General features: G+C 43.4%; 31 protein-coding genes. 14 read left to right on the top strand and 17 right to left on the bottom strand.

Features of this window, described 5'->3' with window-relative positions; translation table 11 throughout:
- Positions 1-459, bottom strand: a complete 459-nt coding sequence (locus HM003_04605) for a hypothetical protein (protein MBX5328616.1) — start codon at positions 457-459, stop codon at positions 1-3.
- Between the two features lie 196 nt (positions 460-655).
- On the opposite strand from HM003_04605, the gene HM003_04610 reads away from it, so the two are divergent.
- From HM003_04610 to HM003_04655, 10 genes are all read left to right on the top strand, one after another.
- Positions 656-2296 (top strand): hypothetical protein, encoded by a 1641-nt coding sequence (locus tag HM003_04610; protein ID MBX5328617.1) that lies wholly within the window; start codon positions 656-658, stop codon positions 2294-2296.
- A 298-nt stretch (positions 2297-2594) separates the two neighbouring features.
- Positions 2595-3284 carry a hypothetical protein gene (locus HM003_04615; protein ID MBX5328618.1) on the top strand — a complete coding sequence of 230 codons (690 nt, stop codon included), beginning with the start codon at positions 2595-2597 and terminating at the stop codon, positions 3282-3284.
- Between the two features lie 102 nt (positions 3285-3386).
- Positions 3387-4016, top strand: coding sequence for a hypothetical protein (locus HM003_04620; GenBank protein ID MBX5328619.1), 630 nt, complete (start codon positions 3387-3389; stop codon positions 4014-4016).
- Positions 4017-4019: 3 nt separating this feature from the next.
- A complete protein-coding gene (locus tag HM003_04625; protein MBX5328620.1) occupies positions 4020-4730 on the top strand; it encodes a hypothetical protein in 711 nt (236 codons plus the stop codon).
- A 69-nt stretch (positions 4731-4799) separates the two neighbouring features.
- Entirely contained in the window at positions 4800-5477 is a 678-nt protein-coding gene (locus tag HM003_04630; GenBank protein MBX5328621.1) for a hypothetical protein, read from the top strand.
- 37 nt (positions 5478-5514) lie between these two features.
- Entirely contained in the window at positions 5515-6618 is a 1104-nt protein-coding gene (locus HM003_04635; GenBank protein MBX5328622.1) for a hypothetical protein, read from the top strand.
- Positions 6618-7493: a CPBP family intramembrane metalloprotease gene (locus HM003_04640; protein MBX5328623.1), complete on the top strand. Its 876-nt coding sequence runs from the start codon at positions 6618-6620 to the stop codon at positions 7491-7493. Before HM003_04635 ends, HM003_04640 begins: the two co-directional genes overlap by 1 nt.
- Before the next feature lie 19 nt (positions 7494-7512).
- Positions 7513-8046, top strand: a complete 534-nt coding sequence (locus tag HM003_04645) for a signal peptidase I (GenBank protein MBX5328624.1) — start codon at positions 7513-7515, stop codon at positions 8044-8046.
- Positions 8047-8051: 5 nt separating this feature from the next.
- A complete protein-coding gene (locus tag HM003_04650) occupies positions 8052-10643 on the top strand; it encodes a hypothetical protein (protein MBX5328625.1) in 2592 nt (863 codons plus the stop codon).
- 72 nt (positions 10644-10715) lie between these two features.
- Positions 10716-11399, top strand: a complete 684-nt coding sequence (locus tag HM003_04655) for a DUF4114 domain-containing protein (GenBank protein ID MBX5328626.1) — start codon at positions 10716-10718, stop codon at positions 11397-11399.
- Here the strand turns inward: HM003_04655 and HM003_04660 are convergent.
- The 3 genes from HM003_04660 to HM003_04670 form a co-directional block, all read right to left on the bottom strand.
- A complete protein-coding gene (locus tag HM003_04660; protein MBX5328627.1) occupies positions 11392-12258 on the bottom strand; it encodes a hypothetical protein in 867 nt (288 codons plus the stop codon). The two genes, HM003_04655 and HM003_04660, sit on opposite strands and share 8 nt — an antisense overlap.
- Positions 12259-12352: 94 nt before the next feature.
- Complete coding sequence (locus HM003_04665; protein ID MBX5328628.1) at positions 12353-13282, bottom strand: carboxypeptidase regulatory-like domain-containing protein; 930 nt, start codon at positions 13280-13282, stop codon at positions 12353-12355.
- 69 nt (positions 13283-13351) lie between these two features.
- Complete coding sequence (locus HM003_04670; GenBank protein ID MBX5328629.1) at positions 13352-13918, bottom strand: hypothetical protein; 567 nt, start codon at positions 13916-13918, stop codon at positions 13352-13354.
- A gap of 158 nt (positions 13919-14076) precedes the next feature.
- Here HM003_04670 and HM003_04675 point away from each other — a divergent pair, with 158 nt between their 5' ends.
- On the top strand, positions 14077-14235 hold the full coding sequence (locus HM003_04675; GenBank protein MBX5328630.1) for a hypothetical protein: 159 nt from the start codon (positions 14077-14079) through the stop codon (positions 14233-14235).
- A 14-nt stretch (positions 14236-14249) separates the two neighbouring features.
- Here HM003_04675 and HM003_04680 read toward each other — a convergent pair whose 3' ends face one another.
- Entirely contained in the window at positions 14250-15365 is a 1116-nt protein-coding gene (locus HM003_04680) for an Lrp/AsnC family transcriptional regulator (GenBank protein MBX5328631.1), read from the bottom strand.
- A 67-nt stretch (positions 15366-15432) separates the two neighbouring features.
- Positions 15433-15633 (bottom strand): hypothetical protein, encoded by a 201-nt coding sequence (locus HM003_04685; protein MBX5328632.1) that lies wholly within the window; start codon positions 15631-15633, stop codon positions 15433-15435.
- A 116-nt stretch (positions 15634-15749) separates the two neighbouring features.
- Between HM003_04685 and HM003_04690 the strand changes: the two genes are divergently transcribed.
- Positions 15750-15986 (top strand): hypothetical protein, encoded by a 237-nt coding sequence (locus HM003_04690; protein MBX5328633.1) that lies wholly within the window; start codon positions 15750-15752, stop codon positions 15984-15986.
- Positions 15987-16065: 79 nt separating this feature from the next.
- Here HM003_04690 and HM003_04695 read toward each other — a convergent pair whose 3' ends face one another.
- From HM003_04695 to HM003_04745, 11 genes are all read right to left on the bottom strand, one after another.
- Positions 16066-16968: a hypothetical protein gene (locus tag HM003_04695; protein ID MBX5328634.1), complete on the bottom strand. Its 903-nt coding sequence runs from the start codon at positions 16966-16968 to the stop codon at positions 16066-16068.
- A 59-nt stretch (positions 16969-17027) separates the two neighbouring features.
- Entirely contained in the window at positions 17028-18083 is a 1056-nt protein-coding gene (locus HM003_04700; GenBank protein ID MBX5328635.1) for a hypothetical protein, read from the bottom strand.
- A 13-nt stretch (positions 18084-18096) separates the two neighbouring features.
- Entirely contained in the window at positions 18097-18528 is a 432-nt protein-coding gene (locus HM003_04705) for a hypothetical protein (GenBank protein ID MBX5328636.1), read from the bottom strand.
- Between the two features lie 65 nt (positions 18529-18593).
- A complete protein-coding gene (locus HM003_04710) occupies positions 18594-18788 on the bottom strand; it encodes a hypothetical protein (protein ID MBX5328637.1) in 195 nt (64 codons plus the stop codon).
- A gap of 128 nt (positions 18789-18916) precedes the next feature.
- Positions 18917-20140: a hypothetical protein gene (locus HM003_04715; GenBank protein ID MBX5328638.1), complete on the bottom strand. Its 1224-nt coding sequence runs from the start codon at positions 20138-20140 to the stop codon at positions 18917-18919.
- The gene (locus HM003_04720; GenBank protein MBX5328639.1) at positions 20137-20379 is read right to left on the bottom strand and encodes a hypothetical protein; all 243 of its coding nucleotides are present in this window, start codon (positions 20377-20379) and stop codon (positions 20137-20139) included. The genes HM003_04715 and HM003_04720 overlap by 4 nt, the downstream gene beginning before the upstream one ends.
- A complete protein-coding gene (locus HM003_04725; protein MBX5328640.1) occupies positions 20376-20630 on the bottom strand; it encodes a hypothetical protein in 255 nt (84 codons plus the stop codon). Before HM003_04725 ends, HM003_04720 begins: the two co-directional genes overlap by 4 nt.
- Before the next feature lie 22 nt (positions 20631-20652).
- Positions 20653-21606: a phage major capsid protein gene (locus HM003_04730; protein MBX5328641.1), complete on the bottom strand. Its 954-nt coding sequence runs from the start codon at positions 21604-21606 to the stop codon at positions 20653-20655.
- Between the two features lie 6 nt (positions 21607-21612).
- The gene (locus HM003_04735; protein ID MBX5328642.1) at positions 21613-22044 is read right to left on the bottom strand and encodes a DUF2190 family protein; all 432 of its coding nucleotides are present in this window, start codon (positions 22042-22044) and stop codon (positions 21613-21615) included.
- A 7-nt stretch (positions 22045-22051) separates the two neighbouring features.
- Positions 22052-22240: a hypothetical protein gene (locus tag HM003_04740; protein MBX5328643.1), complete on the bottom strand. Its 189-nt coding sequence runs from the start codon at positions 22238-22240 to the stop codon at positions 22052-22054.
- A complete protein-coding gene (locus HM003_04745) occupies positions 22233-23369 on the bottom strand; it encodes a hypothetical protein (GenBank protein ID MBX5328644.1) in 1137 nt (378 codons plus the stop codon). The genes HM003_04740 and HM003_04745 overlap by 8 nt, the downstream gene beginning before the upstream one ends.
- 138 nt (positions 23370-23507) lie before the next feature.
- Between HM003_04745 and HM003_04750 the strand changes: the two genes are divergently transcribed.
- Both HM003_04750 and HM003_04755 read left to right on the top strand, forming a co-directional pair.
- Positions 23508-23690 carry a ribbon-helix-helix protein, CopG family gene (locus HM003_04750; GenBank protein ID MBX5328645.1) on the top strand — a complete coding sequence of 61 codons (183 nt, stop codon included), beginning with the start codon at positions 23508-23510 and terminating at the stop codon, positions 23688-23690.
- Between the two features lie 168 nt (positions 23691-23858).
- Positions 23859-24194, top strand: a complete 336-nt coding sequence (locus HM003_04755; protein ID MBX5328646.1) for a hypothetical protein — start codon at positions 23859-23861, stop codon at positions 24192-24194.
- Positions 24195-24277 lie beyond the last annotated feature (83 nt).

A 24277-nucleotide genomic window follows, 5' to 3' on the forward strand; every position in this document is an offset into this window, starting at 1 on the left:
TTATGCCAGCTCGATGAATATGTTGAATGTGAATGCGCCTTGGTGGTTGATTGCGTCTGGTTGGGTTGTGAGTTCGAATTTTACGTGTAGCCATTGTGCTTGGTTGATGGTTGTTTGTTGTCCTTGTTGGAGTTCTTGCCATGTTTGGTTTGGTAGTTGTTGGTACATTTTTAGTGTGAGGTATGCGGGTGCGTTGTGGTGCCATGTGAGGTTTGCTGGGGTTGTTACGGTGCTGTTGTTGTATATCCATCTGTAGTTTGCGAGGGTTTGGTTTACGCGGATTTCGCCCCATGTTATTGTGTAGCTTTCTGTTGTTTTGTCGTCTAGATATACTTTGACTCCGTGGGCGACTATTGTTCCTGTGTTGCTTAGTGGGACGGTTAGGTAGATTGCGGCTAGGGATGTGGCGAGGAGTGCGAGTAATGTGGTTGTGAGTGTTATGGGGATGGTTTTTTGCATTTTGTTTTTCCCCTTTTGTGTATTTTTGTTGGTGTTGTATACAGTTAGCATGGAGAGTAATAAATATTACGTCTTACGATACGCTTGTCCTTTCTCAATCCTACAAAACACACTCTTGAACTAAGTTCGATAACTATTTTCTGAAATTTTCTTCTATAACTTGCTTCTATTGGTTTATTCCGCAAGTGATAAGAATTTGCGTTTGGTTAGGAATGTTGATGATGCCGTGAAAACGATAAAGCGTGTTGTGCTTTTGCTGTTGTTGCTTTTTTCGCTTGTTTGGGTTAGCTTCTGCTTTGAGTGGAAAACGTTTGTTTCTGGCCAAAGCCCTAAAATAATTACTGTGGGTGTCGGTGGCGATTTCGGCTCTATTCAAGAAGCAATTAATGCGGCTGAGAATGGTGATACTGTTCTTGTGTATGCTGGGGTTTATTTTGAGAATGTTGTTGTGAATAAGAGTGTTTCGCTTGTTGGTGAGGGTTGGGAAAGTACGGTTGTTGATGGTGGTGGAAGTGGGCATGTGGTTTTGGTTGAGGCGGATAATGTGACTGTTTGTGGTTTTACTTTGCGGAATAGTGGTGTTGGTCCAGTTACTCCTTATAGTGGGATTAGTTTGAATTTTTCTGATTTTTGTTTGGTTTGTAATAATAGTGTTGTTGGGAACGAGTTCGGTGTTTGGTTTTCGAATTCAGCTAATAACACGTTTTTTGGTAATGTGGTTGCGCATAACAGTGGCATTTACGGCGTTAGGCTTTACGGGTCGAGTGGTAATAATTTGAGTTGTAATCGTGTTTTTGATAATGGTTATGGTGTTTATCTTTATGCGGGTTCTGATGGTAATGTGGTTAAGGGTAATGTTGTGTCTGATAATTCGTTTGGGGTTTATGTGGCGCATTCTACGGGTAACGTGATTGAAGAGAATGTTGTGGCGAATAGTAGCATGTACGGTGTGACTTTGAGGCTTGCGGGTGGGAATGTCCTTTTTCATAATGATTTTGTTGGTAATCATTGGCAGTTTGATGTTTCTGATGCGTCTGCGAATGTGTGGGATGATGGTTTTCCTTCTGGCGGTAATTTTTGGAGTGATTTTTTGGAGCGGTATCCGAATGCTACGGAGATTGATGCTTCTGGAGTTTGGGATACAGCTTATTTTATGAATTCTGGTAATGTGGACCTTTATCCTTTGGTTAGGCGTTTTAATGTTGCGGTTTATGGGTTGACTGTTGGGTCTAGTGCTGGAGGGTCGACTATGCCTGCGCCGGGGGTTTATAATCTTACTGAGGGTTCGGTTGTTTTTGTGCATGCGGTTGCGGATGTTGGGTTTTCTTTTGATTATTGGTTGTTGGATGGTGTGGTTAGGCGTGAGAATCCGGTTAGTGTGGTTATGGATGGTGTGCATGTTTTGTGGGCGTTTTTTGTTGATGATGTTGCGCCTTTGGTTGGGGTTCCGGTGCGGGTGCCTTCGGGTGATGTTGAGGCTTTTGTGAATGTTACTGTTAGCGTTAGCGTTGTGGATTTTGGTAGTGGCGTTTGTAATGTGAGTTTGTGGTTTAGGGTTGAAGGTGCGGAGGATTGGGTTGTTGTAGGTATGAGTCATGTTTACTTGAATGATTATGAGGGGTTTATTCCTGGTTTTGCGGATGGTACGCGTGTGGAGTTTAAGGTTGTGGCTTTTGATAATGCTGGGAATGTGGCGGTGAATGATGATGGTGGTGTTTTTTTCAAGTATAGCGTTGTTTGGGAGTTTTCTTCTTTTGGGTTTGTGTTGCTTTTCATGGGTTTGTCTTTGTTTTTGTTGTGCGTGTGGAAAAGGAAAGTTTTCAAGAGAATCATGTGAATTTGTTGAATGTGATTGAGAGAAGTTTGTGTGTAAGTGTGGTTTTTTGGTCTATTCTTTTGTTCTAGTCCATTGTTCCATAGGGTCTTATATACTGATAGGCGGTAGAAATAGTATGCGGGTAAACTACCGCATCGGATGAAACCTACGTGCTTGGCTCGGCGGCACGTTAAACTAATGCTGAGTCCGGGGGACTAACAGGGAGCCCCCGTTAAAGGGTGAAGTGCCTTTGTCCGCGCGCGGGGCTGCTTTGCCTGATGATAGCCCAAATATGGAGAAAGGAGGAGGTTGACAAATCATGAACAAGAAGTTTATTGCTTTGTTAGTGCCGCTTATGCTGCTTCCTATGGTAGGATTTGCAGCTGCTCACTGGTATGACTATATTTACAAGCAGTACAAGCTGAAGGCTGGATGCGTGTGCGTTGAAGTTACAAAATGGCACGTCTTGGGAACAACAAGCTATGACGTTGACTGTGATGGCATAGTTTTCGGAGACGAATTGCAAATTACCAATTTGTGGGGCACGAACCCATGTGACGATGTAAAGAAAGTGGTTGGTGTACAGATACTTGCTAACCCAATATTCCCATGCTGGGAACTAACGCTCGAAATGTTCGTTTACAACAAAGGAACACTAGCAGTCAAAATGGACATTCCAAAAATCAACTTCAGTGGACCACTTAAAGACGAGCCTGATTGGACACCAATACAAGGTGGATCAATACCGGATTACTTCCAATACTGGACTAAGGCATACATATGGAAAGAAGATATCGGTGAGTGGGTACAAGTTCAGCCGACAACGTTCGTTCTGAAGCCTTGCGAAGAAGTGAAAATTGTTCAGTATATACACTTCATCGGACAGGAGCATCCAGAATTGCAGTGTCACTGGTTCAGACTTGACGTTCTATATCCGTTCTTCCAGTACGTACCTGAAGGACCACTAAGCAGCTACACATGGCCAGTTGTAACGCAAGGACCAAGTTAAGTGGGTAGAAATCGCTAACAAGCAAGCAAAACCATATCTATTTTCCCCTTTTTTGGGATTAAACAACAAAATAAAAATAAAAAAGTTGGGAAACGTGAAAAGTTGAAAAGAACCAACCATAACAGTAACCGAAACATCCAAGTAATAATTTTATTAGTCATCCCCCTAATGCTCATAATCCTAGGCAGCCTAGGCTACGCCGCATGGACAGACCAAATCACCACAACAGCCGAACTACAAGCAGCCGAATACAACATCGAACTCATCAACGTCTGGATACAACACTACAACGGACTCGGCTGCCAACTCCTATGGGAAGAAGGCGGAAAAGACATCTCATTCGCAGACGAAGCCCTATTCCCAGGATGGAACCTCACACTAATCAGCCAAATCCACAACAAAGCCCTAACAGAATCATGGGTAGCCACAGTCAACTACACACTATACTACGAAGACCCACAAACAGGCAACTGGATACAATGCACAGAACAAGATCTCTACAACCTATTCCGCATAAAATACACAGGCGCATTCTACCTAGGCCCAGGACCAGACCAAACATGGGACACACCAGACGACACCCCAATGCCCCCAGACTACCTATGGATACCATGCACAATGGTCTACAACAAACAAAACCTCTACTTCGACGCCCAAGACCGCCCAGACCTAGCAGGCACCAGCTTCACCATCAGAGTCGCAATAATCGCAACCTACCCACAGGAGGACTAAAAAATGCAAACACCAAAAACCAAAATGCTCACACTCCTCATCATACCCTTACTACTCATCCCAATAGTCAGCGTAGGCGCCGCACACTGGTACGACACAATCACCAAACAATACAAACTCAAAGTCGGACGCCTCGACACAAAAATAATAAGTTACAAAATCCTCGCCCCATGCGACGTCCTAATCACAAAATGGCCACCAGACTGCGAAATGCCAACCAAAACAATCTCAATCAGCACCAAAGTCTTCCCAGGCTGGTACTGCTGGATAGGACTAAAAATCCAAAACTTCGCATCAGTCCCAGTATCCATCGACGGACCCACATTCAACGTCTACGACCCCAACGGAGTATGGCAATACTTCATCCACCAAGAATACTACTACGGACAAGTAATAGACGGCAAATCATACGGATGGTCACCAACAGACGTCCCACAAAACGTCTACGCATGGGTCAAACTCAAACCAAACCAACCCTGGCAAGTCGCACCCCCACCACCAGGCAACATCACAGGACCAGTCACCCTCGAAGCCTACGGACCACACACCAAAAACACAATGATAATGTGGATATTCCTAAAACTACCCAAAAACTTCGACTTCAACTGCTACTGCAAATGCTTCAAACTCAAAATCTGCCTAACAATCACATCAACAATGTGCGACGGACCACCAAACACAATATCCAGCTACACATGGGAAAGCCCATCATAAAACTAACAAAACATTTTACCACCAGAATATAATTTATAAACAATAGTTCACCAAAACACCGTGATAAGAATGAAAAGAACAACCAACCCCTCAAAACATGCACTTCTAATTTTAGCATTACCCCTGCTCACAATAACAATAATAACAATCGCCTACGGAACATTCCACGACCAAATAACCACTCAACTAACACTAGCCACCACACCAAAACCAACAATCACCACAGACATTCAACTCATAAACGCTCCAAACAACGACATCACAATAATCGTAAACAGCGAAAACAAAACAATCCTCGACACAGACCCAACAACACTACAAATCCTCACAACAATAACAAACACAGCACAAACCCCAATAAACGCACTAACAATAAACACAACCATACCCAACAACTGGCAATGGACACAACAACTCACAGCAACACTAATTACCACAGAAACAACAATCCCAATCGACGAAACCCAGTACACAATAAACCACGACCCAACCACCCAAACCCTACTCATCACAATACCCAACATCAAAACCGCAACCGGACAAAAACTAAACCAAAACAACCAACTAACTATAACCTACCACATCGAATACACACTAAAAGGAGAACAAATCCCAGAAGAATACCGCTTCAACCCACCCACATACGAAACCACCACAACAACAACCGCTATGACAGAAACGGAAGGCTGGAAAAGTGACCCCACACAAGCAACATTATACTTCACAACGCATATATATTTGCTTTAATACGTGGTTAACAAACCACTAACGAAGGGAAAAAAAATTGTCACGCAAAAAAACCAAGATATTATTAATCTTTTTCACCCTACTCACAATCGCATCACTCATCTTCCTCACATACGCATTCCAAATCCCAACACAAGAAACCCAAACCGAAACCCTATGCACCTACACTCAAGACCTAACATACGACTACACAGCCAAACTCCAACAACCCAACTACATATACGACAACAAATCAACCATAGGACCCAACGACGGACCAATCTACATACTCATAACCGAACACCTCAACATCACATTCACATACACATTCGAAAGCACCCTAACCGCAAACACAACCATAAAATACACAACAACAGGCTACATAGTCACCGCAAGATGGATAAAACAAAACTTCACCATACCACAAAAAACAGTAACCAACAATTCAGACACAACAACCATCACTGCCGAAATCACCAAAATAGACGTAAAATCCATCCAAGCATTCGTCGCCAAAATCAACAGCGAAGAAATAGGCGTATCCACAGGCAACTTCAACATGACAATAACAACAAACATAATCCTAACCGCAGAAACCCCAGCAGGCACAATAAACGAACCATTCACAGCAACCCTCAACATCGCATTCCTAAGCGGAGCACCAGAAGGAAACATAATCCAAATCCAAAACCTCCAAACCACAAAAAACGGCGCAATCACCGAAACCCAAACAATCACCAACGACAACGCAAAAACCCAACAACTCGCCTCCTACGGCATAACCGCAATCGCCATCGGCGGACTAATAATCTCCACATTCCTACACCTCAAAACCAAACCACCAACACCACCATCCATCGCTGAAGAACTAATCAAAGAACTCAGAGAACCCTACGAAGACATAATAATCGAAGCCGCCGAAGAACCACCACCACGCGGACAAACAACAGTCATAATCAAAACACTCGAAGACCTAGTAAAAATCGCCGACATGCTAACAAAACCAATAATCCACTACCAAAAACCACCAACACCACCAACCACAGAACCAACCCACACATTCTACCTACTCGACGCCAACACACGCTACGAATACAACGTCACCCCATCACAACTCAAAACAGCCAAAGAACACGAAACAATTGAAACAGAGGAAGACTAATGACAACCCAACCAAAACCTTCCCGAACCGCAGACATACTAACAGCAATCCTACTCTTCACAGCAGTATTCGCCCTATGGCAAGTCTACTGGCAAATACTAGAAACAACAAAACCCTCCTACCCATTTGACATAATGCTCTTCCTAATCTTTCCATGCATCTTCATAGCCATATACGCAGCAACCGTAATACTAAGAAAATCAACATTCAAAAGAGAAGGCTTCAGAAAACCCACAACCATCAACACAAAGAAAACAATCACAATAAGCATAGCATGCATAATAATCTACATATTCATGCTCCTAGCCCCCGGCATAACCGCAGTCATGTCAACAGGCAACCTCGCCGACGGCTACTCACTAACAGAATACTTCCTAACACCCATACGAATCGCATACAGAATAGTCTACGGCATAGCATACGCAGCAACCTTCAGCCTAGCATACGAAGCCATCTTCAGAGGAAACATCTTCAGAAACCTAACCCGACACTACGGATTCTTCACATCCCTCTACGCATCATCAATAATGTTCTGCATCGCACGAATAGGCGACCAAATATCCATCAAAAACCTCCTCGCCATGTCCACACAAAGCCTAGTAACCTTCATCTTCCTAAACATCCTAACAGTCTTCGCCGCAGGCCTATTCCTAGGCTACTACTTCTACAAAACAGGCTGGAGCCTCCTCGGCCCAATAACATTCCAAATCGGCACACTCTTCTTCCTATGGCCAGACCCACTAGTCGCTTCAACCTCACTATGGTGGATAACCCTCACCTTCCAAATAATCGGCTACGTCGTCCTCATCCTAACAGTCGACTCCCTAATCAAAGAACCAGCCTTCATAAAGAAAAAATACGGACTAGAAAGCTAAACCGGAAGCGCAACCCCCAATGCAAACAAGGCACAAGAAAAAGAGCTATCTTAAAGACGCTCTTTTCCTAACAGCAGTAATTCTTTCTGTCATCCTCATATACGTTGGACTACGCCTATCCCTCGCCACAGACACGCCGCTTGTAGCAATAGACAGCGGAAGCATGACCCCAGCACTCGAAGTAGGCGACCTACTCATAATAAAAGGCGTAAAACCAGAAGAAATCAACATCGGCGACATCATCGTCTTCGACCCACCAACACAAGGCATGGGCAGAACAGTCCACCGCGTAATCACAATCCAACCCTTACCAAACGGAACACTAACCTTCAAAACAAAAGGAGACGCAAACGAAATAGAAGACACATACACCGTATACCCACAAAACATCCACGGACGAGTCCTATACCGAATACCCTACATAGGATACATGGTCATAAACCCAGCAATCCCAATAACAATCATAACTGTAATCATCATAGCAATGATAATCTGGCCAGAAAAGAAAAAAAGAAAATTCCGACACAAACCCAAAACACACATAAAAGGTTAAACAAAATGAAAAACCCAAAAACAAAACTCGCTACACTTCTTTTGACATTAACAATACTCTTACTAACTCAACTCCCACAAAACCCACACCAAACCATGCACGCCTCCGCACAATCCACACCCGTAACAATATCACAGTACACACAAAACGTAACCACACTAGAAGCCTACCAACGCAAAACCTTCTTCGCCAACGGCAGATACTGGGCCTTCTACGCACACGCCGAAATAAAATACAAAACAAGCACAGACGGCATAACCTGGACTGCCGAAACCGCAATATGCCCAGGAGGACCAGACGGAGGCGTCTTCTCCACATGGTTCGACGGAGCCTACGTCCATTACGTAAGAAGCACAGGCATCCCCACAGAATCCCTAAGATACAGAAGAGGAACACCAAACCCAGACGGAACAATAACATGGAGCACACCAGATGAACAAATAGTCCTAGAAGTAGCCGACCCAATAGCCCTCCACGAACCATTCATAACAGTAGACTCAGAAGGCTACCCATGGATAGGCTACAGATGGGGAACAAACGGCGACCGCTGGCCAAACTGCACAAAATCCGCGTTTAACAATGGCACATGGCAAACAGCCTACGGATTTCCATACCAGCTCTCCACATTGTCCGTATCCAACTGGGCAGTCTCCATAGTCCCACTAACACAACAAAAAATGTACGCAGTTTACTTGAGCGTCGGAGCAATCAGAGGAAGACTCTGGAACGGAACAACCTTCGAAAACGAAGAACTAATCGCTCCAGCTTCCGTCTGGCCCCCCAGAACGAGATTCGCCCACTCAGTAGTAGCACGAGAAAACAACGTCTACTTCACATTCCTAAACGTAAGCACTACAACCAAAATCCTATTCTTCAACCGAACCTACCAAACCGGCTGGAACCAACCGGAAACAATAGAAACAGGCATAGGCGAAACAGCCTTTCCAGTGCTTTCAATCGACCAAACAAAAGGAGACTTCTACTGCTTCTGGGCTGACAACGACATCATATACTACAAAAAACACATAGAAGGCGCATGGGACCAAAACGCCACCGCATGGCTAACAGAGCCTAACATGAGGGAAGACTCATTAACCTGCTTCTATCAAACAGGCGGCTCCAGAATTGGAATCATGTGGATTCGCGGGCAACCATACGTCTTCGACATACGATACTGTAGCCTAAAAGCAGGAATCCTACGAAAACTCAACCTAAGAGTTTTCATGAACGACATGCTCACACCACTAAGCTCAGCTACAGTCACAATGAACGATGGGCTCGACAACACAATGACAACCAACTCGGAAGGTTGGGCAAACTTCACAGAAATAACCGCGCCCAACGTCACTGTAAAAGTGAAATGGCAAGACAACTGGGTGAATGGCACATTTGCAGTAACAATGGACAGCGACAAAACATTAAATGTCCAATGCAAAGTCTACCACATCTCTTTCACAAACACTTTCAAAGACGGCGACGGAAATCCATTATATGCACCCCCGCAAACTTTCAATCTAAACTGTCCCAACGGAACAACTCTGCAAGGGCTACTTGTTGGCGCATATTACCTTCAAAACGGTACTTTCCACATTGAAGATGTAATGTGGCAAGGAACTAACGTTACGCCTCCAAACACCAATTTTAATCCAGAAAACGGTGACCCATCTGTGAACCTTAGCATATACTCGCCGGCTCTGCAAGTTCTGCAACCAAATGACGAACCCTTCACAAATTATTATATTGACATGGAATTTCCGAATGGCACGGTAATCAAGAATCAGCATCATTCCTCTGCGCTCATAGAATTTAATCAAATCCAAGCTGGGACGTACCACTTTAACATTACAACTTTTGATGGAGAAAAAGCCCAAGTCAACTACACACTTTTAATCGCTTCTTCGCAAGAGCTTTATAACATTTCAACCACGGCATTAAAACTATCAGAATATGGCATTGACCTTCCAAACGCCAAAATTTACCTCCGACTCACATTCTATAATGGCACTCCTGTTCAAAACGGCATAATAAATTATGCTTCTCAAAACGCAACCACAGACAATGACGGATGGGCAACTTTCAACTTGAAAGATTTCTCAAACATCAATTATCTTTCAATAGCGTATGGCGTTAGAAGCGCTTCCGGAATCACTTACAAAATGCAAAATCAAAGCATTCCCATCGCCAAAGTATCACACGTCATATTGGAAAGCGACTTGGCAAACATAACAACGCTAGAATACAACGCCACAAGCTACACGTTGACAATAGTAGCCACTGACAACGGAACAAAAACCATAAGAATTCTCGGAGAAAAACCATTGAACGTTACAATTGACGATGTCTCCTATGCAGAAGGAACAAAGTGGCATTATGATGTAAACAACAAAATCACAACCATAACGGATGCTTGGTCAACCAAAACAATAAAAATAACATGGGCTCCTCCACCAGAAATCAATCCATTTTTGATGCTGATTTACTATATTGCCGCAATCGTTGGCGCTTTTTCACTAGCAATTATACTTGTGGCTTTTTATTTGAAGAAAAAGAGCAAGAATACGCGTTCTTTAACAAATAAGACTAATATAAATCTATAAAAAACGTCTAGAAGATACCTCCAGAACTGATAAATTAGTGCATACCAATTTCTTCGGTGAAGGGAGAAGGGAATGCTAAAGTTTTCCACTTCAAAAAGATTCACAATCATATGTGTTGTGACACTTATCACCGCCTTAACTTTTGCTGCTTACATTAAACCTGCAAAAGCTTCTGAAGCCACGCTCATAGAAATCTTTAATCACCTAGGCTTCACAAACATAGCAGCAACCACCATCGAAACCTTTCCATCTGGAACATACAGCATAACCTTATATGCTGAATTTGCAGCATACCGCGACGAAAACGAACTCAGCCGCTATGACGTAGAAACAGGCGAACTAACCCTAATTTTTGCTGGGCTGGAAGGCGGATCTGGCTATATTAACCCCCCAATCACCAGAGCTTTTACTGCAAATGCACAATTTGGTCTTTCAATGCTTTCGCCGGGACCGCACAGATATTTCACTGAAACGGGAAAGAATCCTGATGGAGAGCAGCATGCAAAGATCTACATAAACCTCGATGACCCTAGCATGTTTTTGATTGGTTTTGAAAACTTGTATGGTGCTGGAGACAGAGACTACAATGATTTAGTGTTGTCTCTTCAGAAAGTGAACGATCCGGCGGTTGGTGGAACAGAAGTGTTGGTTCCTTTTTTGGTTTCTGAGAGTCATTTAGCGTTGTATATTATGATGATAGCAACCCTAGGCATGTCAATGAGTTTGACTAGAAATAAGAAGAGACGGTTTATTTAATCCGTTTTTTCGCGTATCCTGTAACAATGTATGCGAGGTGGGGTTTTTCAGCAGTGCCGGGGCTGTTGAGAAGCGTATAATTGCTTGATGTTGTGGGGTAAAAAGCCAGCTGACTGTGATAGTTTGGGTCGGAACCCACCACGTTCATTGTGTTGTTAACCGCATCTGCTATTGTCTGGTTTTTTAAGACCAAGTTTCGTATGAGCTCGCTCGTGGCTGTATCTGTGTGTCCGGGAGATACTGGGCCGTTCCAGCTTATATAGGCTTTTGCTCCTTTTTCAACATAGGCACTCGCCATATCAGTTGCTGTTAATCCGTCACATCCCATCATTATTATTATAGAGTTTTTGCAAGCGTCTGAGTTTCTTACGAATTTGGATGTGATTGCAAAGTATATTGGACCGCCTGAGACATATTCCACTGCGACTACTTCGTCGTTCATTTGTTCCCAGTAGTGTGGCCATTGACTGTGGGGTTCTGACGTGTAGAGGCTTGTTAATCCTGAATATTGACCTACGCCAGAATGTACTCGTAGGATTATTAGACTGTATCGTTTTGAGGGCAACTGCTTGTAAAAATCAACAGTCACTTCCGAATAATTATAATAGTCAACACTAAAGCCTGCAGACGTTAACGTTTCGTTGACGCTCGTAACAAATGCGACGTTTGAATGGGTAATGGCTAATTGGTCAACTATCGCGGCTGTTTTTGGTACTGCTTCATAAACAGCAGGTGCTTTCGGAATGAAGAAATAGTAAATTAGCAATCCTGCAAGTATTGAAACGACTGTTAATGCCATCCATTTGCTTCTTAGCACTTTTTTCCATGCATGCTTCTTTTTTCTAGTACTTCTTTTCATGTGTTTTCATCTGTGTTTTGGTTAACCCGTGTCAGTAAAGTGCAAGTGCTTTCCTAAAAATGTTAACATAAACAAAAAAGAAAAAGAGGGAAGTTTAGTATTTCATTTTGCGTCTAGCTACAGCGATTGTTCCGACTGAAATTGCGAATCCTAAGAATATCCACGGCGCAATCAATGTCAGTATGTTTGGTGGTACTTCGTAGCCTCCCACTGGTTGAGGCGGGCCTTCTGGCACAAGCCTAATCGTTATTTCTGTATCTTCAGAAACTTCAACCATCACTGATGCTGGTACATAGCCTGTTTTTGAAGCACCTACCGAATAGCCTCCTGCCAAGAGATCTTCGAACTTCACTTTTCCGTCAAGACCAGTGAAGTCTTCACGATATTCAGGTCCATTTGCTGTTACCATCGCACCAGAAATTGGGTCTAACGTGTTCGCGTCGATTACTTTGACTGTTAGGTCGTATTTTGCCACCGGAGGTGCTGCCTTTTCTAATGTTAGAAGCGCCCAACAAGTAGGCAAGATATAGTCGTAAGCCCAGACATCATAGTTCCAATTGCCTGCTGGGAACTGCTCTGCTAGTAATGCATCGGCCATTTCGTTGAACCAATCGTGTTCTGGCGTATTGTCCCCGTCTAAATCTAATAGGTTTATGTTGAAGGCTTCAAACCCCTTCATTGTTGTGTACATGGCTTGCTTGTGATTGGGCAGTGGATTTCCTTTCCAACCAGTACCATAGTAATCATACCCGAAATCATTCCAGTGTCTTTCGATGTAGTCTATTGCGTCTTGTACTCTTGGAGTAGCTAATGTGTCGCCGACAAATGCCATCTCCTGTAACAACGTGCCGGTCTTGAGTATGTTAACCCACGAGTCAGGGTTATCATAACCTGATCCTCCGTCCATGTCGTCGCCGTTAACGTCGTTCTGGATGTAGTCTATCCAGAAGTTAAGTTCGTCTTTGACAAATTGCGGAATCGGTATTCCAAATCCATGAGGCGGCGATGCCTGTGCATAGATCAAACCTAACACCAAGTATCCCGTGTTAGAGTTGTCACTCCAACCGTAATTTTCAATGTATCCCCAACCGCCTCATGGCCAATTTGCATCGTTCTGTCCGAAGGCCATGTAATCCACGGTGTCATCAACTACTTCTAGATACGTCCACCCGTCCACGGGGCTTCCCGCAACCGAAACTGCCAGGTCTGGATGAGTACATGCTGCAATTGCCATCGTTGCAATTCCAGTACCGTAGGTGTAGTGCCAATTGTCTTGGTTAAACCTTACTCCAATTCCGTCGCCGTCAGAGTCTGGGTTGCCAGCAGGTTGACTAGATATCTGTACAATTTCAGCTCTGGTAAAAATGAAGTTCAGTCCATTTCTGACTTGGTCGTAGTATTCATAAGCTGGATTAAGAGGGTCTAAGCCCAAATCTACTGCTCGTTCTTCAAATTTCAATACAGCCATAGCTGTACTAGAAAGGTCACCAGACCACGAACCATCAGCTTGCTGTTGTGCGGCTAACCATTCAAGCCCCTTAACTATCGACGCTTCTATCTGTTCCGGGGTTGCCGCTTTAGAATAAGGTACACACGCAAATACTGATAAGCAAACAGACACCATAAGCAATGCTAAAGCTACTCTTAGAATTTTCTTCATATTCTCCCTTCTCCATATTTACACTTACCCTTACCCTTTTTTAACTATTTATGCTAGTAAGAACCTTAGGGCTAGAACAAAAGACCATAAACCCTTTACTAGAGTAAGATTCAAATTCTAAAAAAGCATAAAATATGGCCTCTTCAGAGGCAGAGTACATGACTAAAAAAGCAATAATTGTCATTACTCTTGTAAAAGAAAGCGCTCTAACAGGAAACAAGCAAATAGAACAAGACATTCTAAACGAACTTTCAAACGAACCAGCAAAGATTCCATGGCTAAAAACAGTCGAAAAAGTCACGGTAACTGAAGAGTAGAAGAGCGCACGCGTTTAAAACTTTCCGAGCTTTGCGCTTCCTGTAATTTCGCGAAGCTTCTCCATATGCCTTTCATGGTCATAAACCCACGAGCCATCCTTAAAGTACTCGTAAGAAATCGTCTGCGCAGACCGCACATCAAAATCCTCAATCAAATATTCATACTCACGCAAAAATCCCCTCTTAATAAGTTCAGACAAGCAACGCACAAACCGTCTAAACTCGTTTCTTGGAAGATACGCATGCGCAATCAACGAATTCTCGCCATAAACCTTCCCAAGCGAATGCAAAAACGGCTTATCCAACAAAGAAGACGCAAACCGCGCCATCCCAGCACTATCGTCAAACTTGAATATAAAAACGAAAAAGTCAGACTCCGACTTGTCAAAAGGCAGCAAGAAAACCTTAGACTTCTCAAGCAAACCACGCTTCAAAATATGATTCTTAAAATGATACGCCACCGCCTCCGGCGTCAAATTAACAATTTTTGCAAGCTCACGAAAACTAACGCTTGAATCCACCTCTAACTTCGCCAAAATACGAACATCAACATAATCAGCCTTAAGCGGAAAATCTTTAGACTCAACTAAAGTGTAGGGCAAACTGGTTTCCTCGTTCGGTATCTCCTCCATCCACTTGTCCCAACGAAAAACCCACTGTCCAGACTCAAAATCAAACCAGTTCTCCGTTAAATTCGCAGAATACAAACACGTCGACCACACCAGCCGCACGTTTCTCGCAATCTCCGTCGCTTCCAGTTGACTCACAAACTGTTCAAACTCCGGCACGTGCTCTTTTGGAATGGCGTAGATTCCATAGCAGCCCTCAAACCTACCGTAACAACGACCAACATAAAGCCAAAAGTCATTGGCTTTCAAACTCTTAAAAAGTACATCTTCATAACCAGGCACGGCATCAACAAAAACAAAAGCTTTTCTAAGCCCGATATTCGTATGATAAACATTCGCGTGAAAAGATATAGAAAATCGGGAGATTAAGCGTTTCACTCTTTTCCGCGCTGTTTCTATTGGTATGCCAAGTTTTCGAGCTATTTGTGAGATGTTTCTTGGTCCGTATTCGCCGAGGCACTCTAATATTTCAACGTCCAAGAGGTCAAACGTTTTGTTCATCTTTTGTTTTCCCTACATTAGGATATTGTTGTAGTTTTTTTTAAATACTTTAAAGTTAATCTTCAATTTAAGGCCATCCTCCTCCTCTGTCGTCACCTAACAGTTCTACTGCACTGTTAAAGTCTGTAGCACGTAACGTTTCCTTGTTTGCATATGTTGTCGTATTTCTGGGTAAAGCGATTTCTTTGAAGGCTAGTGTTGCTGCGCTGATTATGGCGGTTGCGGCTAAGACGATCAAGAGGAATGAAATGGCGTTCTTTAACATCATCTATTGTTTCACCTCCTTTTTTAGTTTTTGCACTGCAAATAAAATATAATGCGGTGAAAAGTGAAAAAGGTTTATATGAAAAACACTTATAGAAGTAATTTCTGTAGGTGCCTCAGTTGGAATCAGAAATTCTAATGCAACTGCATAGGCGAATCCTAATGGATTTTCTCGATGTTTTAGTCTTATTAAAGCTGAGAAACGGAATGTTAAGTGACTATGAGATTCTCTCTTACATCCAGAGAAGATTTAACATGCCAATGACTCCAGGAATTGTTTATTCTTGCTTGAATCAACTGCAAGAAAATAAGCTAGTCAGAGAGGTGCATCAGAGAAAGAAAAAGTCTACGTGCTAACTCCAGCAGGAAAAAAGAAAACAAAAGCTTTGTTGAGCATGCGAGACAAAATTTTAGGGCTTGTGGCGAATCTCTTTATTTAATTGCCCAACGTTGTCGTGCTACATATTTCCTTTCTCTTGATGTGCAACGCAATAACCGCAGTAGTGGTAAATACAAAGATGAATGTAATTGTGCTGGTAGAAAATTCAAAGACCACCTCATTCACATAGAACATGTGTAAAACGTCAGCGATCAAGTTTACTGCCAAGTTAAGTGATTCTCCACAGCGGTTCCGAAATGTGAGGTTGTTCCAGTTGTAGTTTTGATCCATCCAAACGCATGTTAAATCGCCATTTGCATCGAATGTTGTGTCGTAGGCAAGCGTTAAAGTAGCGTTATAAGCGGAAATATTATCTAAAACGCCGTCAAAACTTAGAAAAGTATCAAATTCATCGTTGTAAGCGTTTGTTCTCTCGTTTACGTAGGTTTCGTAATCGCTGTGGTGAGTTTCTGAGCCCCAATCTGTTTCACTGCCCATCACATGACCGAACACGCCGACATAGGCAATGTAATGGCTCATTATCCCAAGAGTCTTTACAGCCATTGCTATGTTGCCAGTTCGCATGTAATTAGCGGCCTTGTTATATTCAGCTTGTGCTCGGACAGCCGCGGCATCGTCTTGCACACTTCCGTTGGCCCAGTAATAAACGTGGTGTGTTGTTGTGTCGCCGATGCCGTCTGGGGCGTTACCATTGTCGGGTAATTCAGTGCCATACAAGTAAGTTGCTAAATTGTCTAAAATGTGCTGTTTTTCTTCGTTTGGTAGCCAGTCTATAGCGTGTTGCGCAATCCAATCGTGAGTTCCGTAATCAGGATGTTCTGGAGTCGTAGAGTATCCTCCGTTGCTCCAGCAATGGGCAGTTATATTTTTCGGGTGCGCATTTAAAAGAACGCTTAAGGAAGCAGCAATCAACAAGAGTTTCAAATATCGTTCCTGCAAGATATCTCCGCTATGCTATTGTTGTGTTTTAGATTTAAAAATTGTTGGAAACTGTCCTTTTAATTTCCGATTTTTGTCAAACTCATTTTTGTGCTATAACCCGCCATTGAGGTTGCTTCAGTGTAAGTTACTCTTACGGGCAACCAGTCAACATACCACGTTTTTATTGCCAAACCAATCAAAGCGAATTCAGCATTTTTGAAAAAGTTCCAAGTTTTGCCTAGAAGTTTCTCTAATGCTTTTGCGTGCTCGTTTTCAAGGCTTATTATGAAGTAGAAGAAATCCTCGTAGTGTGGTTCTAACTTCACGTTGTAAACTGCGCCGTTATACTTTGATTTTTCAATTTTTATTATAGGCACATTTATCATTTGTCCCAAATGCAAGTCAACCAGTAAGTCTCCTTCTCTTAATTCTCCACATTTCGTTCTGCCATCATGCGTGGGACTGCAAACTTCATGATTTGGAGTAACGTAAATATATTCTTTCCATGGTTTGAAATCTTTCAGTTTACTTATGTCCGCGCCCTTGACAATTGGAGACTTGTCCACGGTTATTTTCAAAAGTTCAAAGTCGCCTTCGTGCTTCTCCACATTTACGACGCGACAGCAATGGTATCCTTGGTCTTTTCTGTAGCCTAAAACCATGTCTCCCAGTTGGATTTCGTTGCATTGTTTAAGAAAATAGTTTCTGTCAACATCAACACACAAAAGAAAAGTTTCTTTGGGATAGCAAGTGTCGCCTCCTCCACTTGCGCCTCTAAAAACGATTCTCGTTCTGACAGCATTTACTTTCTCTGTCGTCCATTGTGTGTTTGCGGTGAAATTGAGCCATTCCAGTTGTTCGTTACTTCTCGTCAAGGCCGTTTTGGCATGCCACGAGGACCCGTCATAAATTTTTACGTCTAATTGTTCTCCAGCACTTGTGTAGCCTTCCACTCCAACCTCTACTTTGTTTATGGTCGCGTTTTCTGGAACTGCAAAGCCATATCCGCCATACTCTTGCTCTGCGTTTTCTGTGCTTGCTGATGCTCTTGCATTATCACTTGCATAAGCATTCTGCGGGTTAGTCCATCCAGCAACAATCATCGTGGTTGAAGTAGGATTTTTCGTAACCACCTGCTGCGACACTTTACCAAGTCATCCCCAAAAAGGCTTCAAAGTTTCCTGCCGCAGCCGCGTAAACTTTAAGGGTTAACTGTGTTGAGCCATCGCCGACAACTTTAATTGGAGTTTTGAACTGCTGACCGACGCTTGCGTCTGCCAAGAAGCGTCCGCGCCACTTAACCGTCGAACCCCAGTAAATTGTAACGTAGCCCTTCATGTTTCCTCCGCCAATAACATCCGTAACATGACGTGTTTCGCCGTTGGAAGGCGTAACCGTCAAAAGCGTCAGTTCTCCAGCAGTGGAAGGCGCCGCGACACCACCATCAAAAACATAGTTGGATTCTCCAGGTGAAGTATTCAAGTTTACGTTTGACAGTTTCGCGAGAATTTCCACTAACCTATCGTGTATGCGCTTATATGCTTGGTCATATTGACTCCATGGAGGTTCAACCATCATGCAACCCAGCTCCAACGATGTTTACGTGCTAAACTAAAAAAGGGGAGGAATAGCGAAAGTGCGGTTTATTGTTGTTTTGCGTCTTCGCTTAGTGTTGCGGCTATTGCTCCTCCGAAGCCTATGATGAAGGCAACGTATGGCGTTAAAGCGGGTAGAATTGTCATCACAGTTGTCGCCACAGAACCTATGAACCACATTATAGAGCCCAAAACGAAGCCGCTGGAACCCGCAACAACTAATTTACGGTTAATGCTCACCATTTTCTCATTTCACCTCCTAACACGCCTTCCAAAAATGTTTGGCGTGACTTTGAAAGCAAGTTTCCCGCCTCTCGAAAGGTGCATGTGGCATTTCAGTTGAGAGGGGAAAGGAGGACAAGAAAAAGGCGTCATTTTGCTGCACCTTCCGGAGAGGTTTCGGGCTGCGTTTTTTCCCAAAGAATCCAGCCAAACTTCACAGCGTTTTTGCGGAACTCTTCTGGACGAATTAGTCCAAGCTCTGCCGCTTTCAAAATGTCCGCCGTTACAATTTCGGGTGTTTTTTCAGCGCCCCAGTTCAGTCGAACCTGTGCCTTCACCGAGTCTAATCCAGATTGAGCTAATACCGCATCAAAAATGTCATGTTCAACTTGCCGCTTAATGTAACGCTGAATAGGCTTAATTAGCATGTTTTGCAAGTCCAAGGCAGCTCGTGCTGAGGCTTCTGTAAAGCCGGGAGTGCTGAAAAGTCTTGGTAATGGCGTTTCGCATCCGAGATAAAACTGGTTTATCAAATGGTCTATGTAATATTCAAAGCGGGCTCGTGGGTCAAGAGCGACTGGTTTTATGTCGCCTTTTCCGCTGTAGAAGAGCCACGCGCCTTCTTCGCTTCGGTTTTTGATGACTCTTTCGAATTTTTGGATTGTTTCTTCGTCTGCCTTTTCTAGTAAAGCAAGAACGTCTGGTCCAGCGTATTTTTCGAAGATTTTTGGCATGATACGTTCGATTTTGGCTTTTATCCAAGCGTATGCAGGTCGTTTATCATTGTTAATCGTCAATGTGTGAAGCAAGACTTGTAAAATGCCGAGTCCAAAGCGGGACGGGTTAAGAGTGTTGATGCGCCAGTGAATGACTGCTTCAGGCTTGAGAGTTTCTCCGCCATAAGTATAGCGAAGTTTGTAGCCTTCTACTTTATCGGGAATTTTTAAACCACTGTTTTGTATGTAGCTTTGCTCGATGCGTTCTACGGCATCCACAGGAAGCCTACTTAATCTGTGGAGATTTTGCGGAGTAATTTTAAGCCAAAACTCGTTTCCGCAAGCGATTAACACACGCGCCATATCGCAGAGCAAAGCATCCAAATTCACATTTTCGTTAAACTGGTCTATGATGCGTTTTGCTTCAGTAGCATTTTCGTAATTTTCGTTTACAGTTGTATAGAAGCCCATGCCAACAGCTGAAGCTGCAAGAAGGTCAACGCTTGCCTTGCATGTCGGGTCTCTTTCATAAAGTTTCATAACATCAGCTAGTGGGATAGTGGGGGTTTCATAGAGTGTAGACGGTTGCGGAGAAGCGTAGCCGCCTCTGTTTTTGGGTGAAAAAGCATCAACAAGTCGTTTCAAAACGCTGCTCACTGCAAACCCTCCAAAAGCTTGAGTCCCTTCTCAGTAATGACGTAAAGCGCGCGGTGTTTCTGTTCACTTTTCTGTACGTAGCCATTCCGTATAAGATACGCGAATATACCTTCAAAAGTGGCGTGGGTGCCAAGCTTTCTTACGGTGCGTTTTTCCAGTTCTGTTCTGCCTAAGGGTTGCCTGCTGAGTTCCTTCAGCACAGTTTTTGCGAGAGTTAATCTTTCATGCAAATTTCTCAAGTGCAAACAACCTCCGTTGGTTTTTGTGTGCTAAAAAATGGGGGATTGTGAAATGTGCAAACCATCAGAATGCGTAAGTCTTGCTTGTTGTCAATGCCGTAAATGTTTGAGGCAGTGTCTGGCATGTATTGTGTCATTTCAGCGCCGCATAATGGACAGTGGCACCGGCAATCACAGACAATTATGTCGCCCTTGCATTTCGAGTAGTAAACTTTTCCGCATGAGGGGCATTTGCCTTCAAAAGTTACCATTTTCATCCTAGCCTGAAAACGCTTACAGGGACGTGCTAATGTTGGTCATTTTGGCTACTGCTTTGCTTCGCAGAATTCCTAAGCCGAACCTTGTTGTTGCTCTCACGCCGAACTCACCTGTTTTCGGGTCTGCCCAATCTTCGACTGTCACGTCTCTCCGCAGAAGCATGACTGCAGCCACGCGGGTGTCTATTGCATAGGCTGTTCCGTTAGGCACTAATGTGCTAGCCATGACTTTCATTCCGAGGACGCTGCCTATGACGCCGCGTTCGAGGTCGACTTGTTCTGAAGGCAAGTATTGCGCGTGGATGAATTTGTCGTCGCTTAAAAGCTGATGTAGCTGAATTTCGTTCACTGCCAAGACTGTGGGGCGCCAGTTTTCGCCTCTCACCGTATTATGCAGCTTGAGCAGTCCAGACCAATTCAGTGCAGCGCCTGCATTGTCGATTGGTGCTCCGCCGGCTAAATCGGCATTCGCTATTGCACCGTAAAGTTCCAGTATCTTGTTGGTTTCATTTTCGCCAAGTGCCCTACCGACTTTTTCCGTCATGCTGTCCATAACGTTCCATGTAGCGTCTTCCAAAAACTCTCGAGTCCACATTTCAGAGACTTCAGCGACAATGTTAGTGTATATGTCTACAGTGCTGATTTTCTTTCCGCTTAATCTTGTGTATGCGCCTTCTGCATAACGATACGCAACTGCCTTCTCGTCAAGCGGAAATCTTTCCATGGTCTCAGTTGTTGGTCTAACCGTGATTATGTCTCTGCCTATCATTTCAGGATTTGCCGCTTGCACGAGTGTGTCATGCATGTGTCCCAACGCGTTTGCGGTGTCGCTGAACAAACGTTCTTTGATGCCGGCTTCGCAGTATCGCTTTAGGAATGGATGCGTGATTGTCTTGTGCTTTAAGTCTTCCATGAGCTGCTTGAATTCAAAGTCTGATTGCATGAGGCTTTCGAAAAGTTTAGGCTTCATTCGTAATCACTTCTCCACCACGATGAAGATTAAGTCGTCAGCTGCTGAAGCAGATTCCAGAGCGGTTCCAAGTTTGCGGTTGTAATAGATGGTGTAGGTGCTCGTGCCTCCTTCGTTTACTGCTTGGTCTGTCAGCTGAAGTATCCTTTTGGATGCATCTCCACCATACACTGCCTTACCACGCGTTATGGCTCCGCCAACCTTAACTTTGATTCTGCCTCGAACAAGAACTGGACACGGCTGTCCTGAAGCAACAGTTTTGACAGCTATGCCTATGCAATCTTGGGCTGAAGACGCTGGGCTAACCTTATCGTCAGCGCTTAAGTAAACAGGATCTCCTTTTGTTATTGCCGTAGCAGCTTCGAAAGTTTCAATTATTGCGTTTGGGTCGTCTGTTTCACCAATGCTCATCCAAGTTTTGCCAGTATTATCTGCCATAAAATTTTCACTCCATACTTTCAATTTTGGTTTCAGCAAGCTCAGCCTTGCTTACTTCCCAAGTCACGTTCAGTGACTGCGAAGATTCCAGTTTACGAAGTCTTTCTTCAATGTCAATCAGCCATTGAGTGAGCAAATCATTTGAGAGAACCGTTTTTTTGGCTAATTCATAGGCATGCTTCGTTTGATTATCCATCACTGTTTAACCTCCTTCGAAGTTTGAAGATAACGCTACGAAGTTCTTGGCACATTCTCTGTGGACCTAAACCCCAGCTTCTCTCAACCATTGGACTAGGCAGAACGTTTTGAACCATCTTTATTGCCTCCTCAACGGAAATCATAGTCTTCTGGTCTTTCAGTAAACTTTCAATGCCGTTTCGTGGAGCGTTTGCTTGAGTCATGTATTGCGGATGCAAAAGAAGCCAATCGCGAATTCTAGTTTCGTCCCACATCTTCTCTTTAGCAAAAAAGATGCTCTGAACTCTTTGTGTTTCAGGCTCCGTTCGCAATTTGCCAGTGATAGCCAAAACGCCGTTTTCCTTGTCAAGCCAAATAGTGCTAAAATGTTCCGGCAGAAAAGCTGAGATGTCTTGGTAAAATCCCAAAACATATTCGCCAGCAATTATCGGCGTAGACGTTTGCTCCTTAACTTGCAGTTTTTCTATGATTTGAATATTTGTTTCTGGAATTCCAGGCACAGCCACAAGGCTCAATTCTGCATTGTGCAAGCCATGCGGGATTTTTCCATCTAGGACGTCTATTGTTTCATAATCTGCACCGACACTCACATGTCTAATTAAGCCCTTGCGAATTTTTTCAGCAGCTTCCTCGTCATAAATTTCAGCTTCGTACCAGAGGTTTTGTCCGTCCCATTCTGTTTTGACTATTTTTCCAACTGCGTTAGGCACAGTAACATGTTCAACATAGACTGGTGCTGAAACAAGTTTCTCAGCGAAAATTTGAAGTTCTTCAGGCTTGTAGATGTTGAAGTTTCGACTCATGCCAGCGGTCATCGCGACTCCGCGAATTCGCAAGGGCTTTTCAACTATTTTTTCTAAAACTTTGAATGGCAAAATAGCGGAAACATGCTCCTTAACTGGCTCGTGCTCTTCAAACCATTTTTTGGCTTTCTCAAGCGTCCATCCCTTAGAAACCTCAAATAGGTAGCTTTGAACTTCCATGGCATGTTTTCCTTTAGGTTTGCCAATAACTGCTTTGATTCCTTCTTCTTTGCTTAACACGATGGTGCGTAGAGTGTCTTGCTGGAATTCTTCCGGGCTGCGATGTCCGCTGCGTATGTAATCGGTGCTTGTTTCCCATGGCAATTTTGTATCAACCTCGCACAACTAACACCAAACTAATATACGAAGAAAATGAAAAGGCGAATTGCACAACGCAGCAGCCCTCCCGTAGACCAATTTACGGTCACAGCGAGTGGACGCATGCCTCAAAAGTGATTGCTAATGCCTAGAAAATGCATTGTCAAAGTGGTTCTCAGCAAAGAACAGAGAGAAATCCTTGAAGAACTGGCAAGGAGGCTTGGAATAAGCGAGAGTGAAACATTAAGGATGGCTTTGATGGATTATGCGAAAGAATTAAGTTTGCTTGGAGAAAAAGTTCACAAAGCGAACAACCCAACCGCTTGATGGAAATTTTTTAGACGCAAACGAGAAAGCGGAAAAATTTTAATCCGATTCAAACTCCGAGTCAAAGAACAGCGTAGTTTAGGATTAAATTTAAAAATCCACAACGAATTTATTTATACGCATCACAAAATAGATTACACGGCTATATCTCTAAAAGGAGTCCAAAAGTTGAGGGAAGCGACTTTCGAAAAAATTATGCTTGAAGCTGTAGATGAGGCTTTAGCATCGCTTGGTGAATCAGTGAGACAAGCAATCTATTTTCACCTTGAAAAAAAATTTAAAATACCAAAAGACGAAATTCCCAACCGTGTTGCCGATTTCGCAAAAGGCTTGGAAAAAATTTTCGGCTTGGGAGCTCGTTTCATAGAAATTTTAATAATGAAAAACCTTTACAGAAAGATAGGCGAACCGCTTAAATGGGAGGAAAACAAAGAATTCTCCTTTATTGGCTACGTTGAGGTAGCCAAGCAAACTTTTTCAGAAAAGGAGAAAATTAAAGCCTAAGTAAGCTCATTTCTTACTTACTTTTTGAATTCAGATTCAGAGTTCACAAATGATTTATCAATGCTTCATGGATTTCTTCTTAA

The organism is Candidatus Bathyarchaeota archaeon A05DMB-5, from assembly GCA_019685655.1.
Classification (GTDB): Archaea; Thermoproteota; Bathyarchaeia; order Bathyarchaeales; family Bathycorpusculaceae; genus DSLH01.